The organism is Serinicoccus chungangensis (assembly GCF_001483745.1).
In the GTDB taxonomy this organism is placed as follows: Bacteria; Actinomycetota; Actinomycetes; order Actinomycetales; family Dermatophilaceae; genus Ornithinicoccus; species Ornithinicoccus chungangensis_A.
Map to the genome: position 1 here is coordinate 1 of NZ_LQBL01000023.1, position 4,160 is coordinate 4,160.

Consider the following 4,160-nt stretch of genomic DNA (forward strand, 5'->3'; position numbering starts at 1 on the left):
GAGGGCGAGGACGGACTGCGCTCGATGCGAGGTCGCGTGGATGAGCTGTGTGCCCAGGTGAAGGGCAGTTCTGCGCAGATCGTGGATCTGCTCACCCCCCAAGCAGACTGGCGCATCGACACGACGCGGCGGCTGCAGCGGCTCACACGGGACACCACTAATGAGGTCCAAGCCGTGATGCAACTGCATGATCTGTACCCCACCACAATTCCACTGCCGACGCTTGGGGGGTGGGCGTTACAAGCCAAGAGCATGGTGCGAATCCTTCAGGCCGTTGCCGTAACAAAGAACGACCCCCTGGTTGTGGAGTGTGGCAGTGGCGCTTCGACTGTGTGGATCGGCGCACTGCTGAGGGAGCGCGGAGGCGGGAAGCTGATCTCCCTCGAGCATGACGAGCGCTTCTATGACGAGACCCGACAGATGGTTGTGGACCACGGCCTCGAGCAGTTTGTCGAGGTGAGGTTGGCTCCCCTTCGGCCGTTGTCGCTGGAGGGCCGTGACTTTGAGTGGTACGCGATCGAGGCACTTGAGGATGTCGAAGGGATCAACTTCGTCCTCGTTGATGGTCCGCCCCAGGCAACAGGGAAAGAGGCGCGCTACCCCGCGATGCCCGTCCTCCTCGGTAAGCTAGCCAGGCATGCGGAGATATTCGTCGATGACGCAGAGCGGCCTGACGAGTCGGCAATCATCGACCGATGGCTGGCGGATTTCAAGCTGACCCTTTCAGTACAGCCAGCCACGCGTATGGCGCACATCCTGTACGACGGAGGTGTCAGGGGGTCTGTGTAAGTGGGGTCTTCCACCTGGAGGAGATTGACTGTGAGCATGATTAGGCCGAAGAAGGATGCCGGCGAGCAGGAGCCTGAGCTCCCCGGTTGCGTCGGGAGCTGTTCGATGACGACATGCTCGACAAGCTGATGGCCGCGACCGATGAGCGGGGCTTGTCGCTGACTGGTGAGGGCGGGTTCCTGCCCGAGATGATCAAGGCCGTCCTCGAGCGCGGGATGGAGGCCGAGATGTCGGACCACCTGGGCTATGAGAAGGGTGACCGGGCCGGGCACGGGTCCGGCAACTCCCGCAACGGCACCAGTCCGAAGACGGTGGGCACCGAGGTCGGGGACGTTCCCCTGGACCAGCCGCGGGACCGTAACTCCACATTCGCCTCGGCGTTGGTGCCCAAGGGCGCCCGCTGCCTGGGCGGCCTGGAGGACATGATCATCAGCCTGTACGCCGACGGGATGACGATCCGCGCGACCGCATCAACGCCCACCTGTAAACCCACTGTGACCCACATCACTTACACAGAAAACTTGACACGCTCGGCGATCTGGTCGCGGTAGCCGCGCTCCTTGGCGTGTGCCAGGACCCGACCCATCGTCTTGTAGCTGGCCGCCTCCTGGCCCAGGTCGGCCAGCACGCGGGCAGTGTCCAGCAGCGAGGTCGGTTCCACGATCCGGGCGAGCACCAGGGCAGCGAAGACCTCGTCATCGATCGCGTCGAACCCCAGCTGGGCGTACACCGCGGCGAGGGCCTCGAAGAGCACCCGGCTGTCCGTACCAACGACCCGTCCCGGGCTGCTGCGCAGCACAGGTGGCGCCACGGGCGCCTGGCCCAGCAGCGTCGACTCAGGAGCCGGCGCCACCAGAGCCGCCGCGGGCGGCGTCGGTTCCACGCCCAGTTCCAGGACACCCTGGCCGGGGTCCTCGAGCAGCTCACGGGCCCGGGCCATCAGTACCCCGAGCTCAGCCTTGGTGTGAGCCGACCCGACGTGCTTGACGATCCGCTGCCGCCCGCCCGCGTACTCGGCGATCTGCACGGCCGCCGCCCCCGACTTCGTCGGCACCCGCCTGATGAACGCCACGACAACGAGGCTAGACGCACCCTCTTAGTGCGTGAAACCACCTCACGCGCGAGCGATCACCGCAGGTCAGCCGCCCGCCGAATCTGCATGACGCACTACCTGTCCAAAGTCAGGGCCTCCCGCGACGAACTCCTGGCCAACCTGCGCAGCGAGATCACGACGCTTCGCTAGGAGAACCGTGCCCTACGGGCACGGCTCGCCGAGTCCCTCGGCGAGCAGCGAGCCAACACGTGAAGCCCTCCGTCAGCGACATGTCGCCGACACACAACTTCAACAACGACGCGATCGGCACGGTCCCGCTCCAGATAACGATCAACGGCCGACTCGAGCACCTGCGCGGCCTGGCCCTCGGCTTTCGCAACCTCACCAACTACATCGCACGAGCACTCCTCGAGGCCGGCGGGTTCAGGCCACGACTACACCCTGGATCGTGAAGAGCCGGATTTCAAGCGAGGTTCCCGCCCTCAACCTCTCCGATGGAGAAGTTGCTCCATACGACCTAGCTCAACCGATCGGCCGCCAGCGCCCGCAGGGGCGAGCGGGCGTCGCGCTCTTCTTGGGGACTGGTCTGCAGGGCCTCGATGATGTCGCGCTGATTGAACGGAAGAGCTACATCATGCGACATCGTCAGTTCTTGCACCCGCAACGATCCCCAAGTACCTAACCTGCCCTCCCAGTAAAACATGTCCTTGAAGTCTCGGTCGCGAAGGGACTCCTCCGAAAAGTTGCTGTAGTCGATGAAGTCCTCCATCACCTGACGAAGTCCTGGAACGCCCGTGAAGTCGTTGGCACCTTGAAACAGGTCACGAAGCCCCTCGGGGGACAGCTGCGCCCCGGTGTTGTTGCTGTAGAAACCGGTGCCGACCTCAGCGACTAATGAATGCAACTCTAGGATGTTGGAGCTTAGGTGCTCATGCACTGCATGTGCGAGGACAGGGTTCTGCCGGGTGCTAGTGAAGGACCGATCGTACGAACGTTGAAAGTCGTTGGAGCTTGGGGCGGCGAGTGGGACGACCTTGTGCACCAGGCCCAGCCGGACCGCCAGCCCGTTTGCCCGCAGCAGGTCCTTCTGGCCAAGTGCGGTCGGGTTTCTGAAGTCGTAGTAGGTCCACGTGATGTCGCCGGGCCGCCAGTACTCAAGCGCCGCCGCAAGGGTCGCCTGGCTGTCGTCGCCTCCCGTGAGAGACACCGCTACCACCGGCTGCGACGCCATGAGTAGCCTCACATGATCTCGGAACAGTTGGGTGAACTTCTCCCGGCTCTCGGCGGGAGTCATCTGCGGTAGGTCCATCCACGGGTAGAAGCGCTCGTGACGGGGGGACTCGCCGGACGTCCACCGCAGCGCGTGATTCGCCAACAGGGGCCGGATTCCCTGGTAGGGGCTGAGCGCTCCGGGCCAGAACACTGTTCCCGTCCTGCGCTGAGCACTTAACCGTCTTCTAAGCTCTAGCGCCTGTGGGGACTGCGACGCAGACACTGCGTCGGCGACAAGCGGTTGGTGGGACGCGATGATGTGGGCACCGTCGCGCGAGCCCCAGAAGGCCTTCATCATGGCCCCCGCATCCGGTACGCATGCCCACTCGCCATTCCATCGAATCAGTGCGACGTAGCGACCTCCCAAGTACGAGACACGCCGGATCGTGGCTTCCAGCCCGTCAGAGCGAAGAGTGCCAAGAAGTTCTTGTGCGATCACCCCGGCGTCGCCAGAGTCAGCCTCCAGGTCGACGACTCTGCCGATGAAAACAACGGCGGCGTCGTCTTCCATCGCGTGTGTGATGCGAGTAGACGGATGAACCCAACCCGTCAGTTCACAGACGGCGCACGTTTGCCAGTCCTGGGGAACCTTGACCGGCCGCTCTCTGGGCCCGGTGGTGAAGATCCAGCCTCGGGCAAAGTCCAAGCTGCTCATCATTTGACCTTAGCCTTCGCGCTGACTCTGACAGGCAGGGGTTGGGTTTTCGCTCATGGTGCCAAACCGGTCGCGGGGGGCCGGCGGTCAGTCGCGCCCGTAGAGGTCGCGGGTGTAGAGCTTGTCGCCGAACTGCTCGCTGTGCTCGTCGAGACGGTTGGCGATGACGATGTCGGCCATCTCCGCGAACGCGCCGAGGTCCCGCACCACGCGGCACCCCTGGAAGGTGTCGCGGTCGTAGGACGGCTCGTAGATGACGATCTCCACCCCGCGGGCCTGCAGCCGGGACATGACGCCCTGCACGCTGGAGGCGCGGAAGTTGTCGGACCCGGCCTTCATGATGAGCCGGTAGATCCCGACCCGGCGCGGGTGCCGGTCCAGGATGTCGGC

At 64.3% G+C, this 4,160-nt stretch carries 5 protein-coding genes and 1 pseudogene; 3 read left to right on the forward strand and 3 right to left on the reverse strand.

All coding sequences use genetic code 11. The annotated features are described in order from the left end of the window. Both AVL62_RS07050 and AVL62_RS07055 read left to right on the forward strand, forming a co-directional pair. Positions 1-789: class I SAM-dependent methyltransferase (locus AVL62_RS07050; RefSeq protein WP_058890957.1), on the forward strand; the 789-nt coding region annotated here is incomplete at its 5' end. A gap of 86 nt (positions 790-875) precedes the next feature. Continuing rightward, positions 876-1,250, forward strand: a pseudogene (locus tag AVL62_RS07055) (transposase); the annotation flags it as partial. A gap of 47 nt (positions 1,251-1,297) precedes the next feature. Here AVL62_RS07055 and AVL62_RS07060 read toward each other — a convergent pair. Further along, positions 1,298-1,861: a hypothetical protein gene (locus tag AVL62_RS07060; RefSeq protein ID WP_058890959.1), complete on the reverse strand. Its 564-nt coding sequence runs from the start codon at positions 1,859-1,861 to the stop codon at positions 1,298-1,300. A gap of 230 nt (positions 1,862-2,091) precedes the next feature. Here AVL62_RS07060 and AVL62_RS17520 point away from each other — a divergent pair, with 230 nt between their 5' ends. Then, positions 2,092-2,295, forward strand: coding sequence for a hypothetical protein (locus AVL62_RS17520; protein ID WP_083518771.1), 204 nt, complete (start codon positions 2,092-2,094; stop codon positions 2,293-2,295). A 65-nt stretch (positions 2,296-2,360) separates the two neighbouring features. Here the strand turns inward: AVL62_RS17520 and AVL62_RS07065 are convergent, their stop codons facing one another. Then, positions 2,361-3,770 carry a hypothetical protein gene (locus AVL62_RS07065; protein ID WP_153011710.1) on the reverse strand — a complete coding sequence of 470 codons (1,410 nt, stop codon included), beginning with the start codon at positions 3,768-3,770 and terminating at the stop codon, positions 2,361-2,363. Positions 3,771-3,857: 87 nt separating this feature from the next. Continuing rightward, positions 3,858-4,160, reverse strand: a 303-nt coding sequence (locus AVL62_RS07070; protein ID WP_327281781.1) for a UDP binding domain-containing protein, incomplete at its 5' end; no start/stop codon positions are given.

Coding starts and splice junctions, on each gene's coding strand:
- AVL62_RS07065 (WP_153011710.1), bottom strand. CDS start 3,770: ATGAGCAGCTTGGACTTTGCCCGAGGCTGGATCTTCACCACCGGGCCC.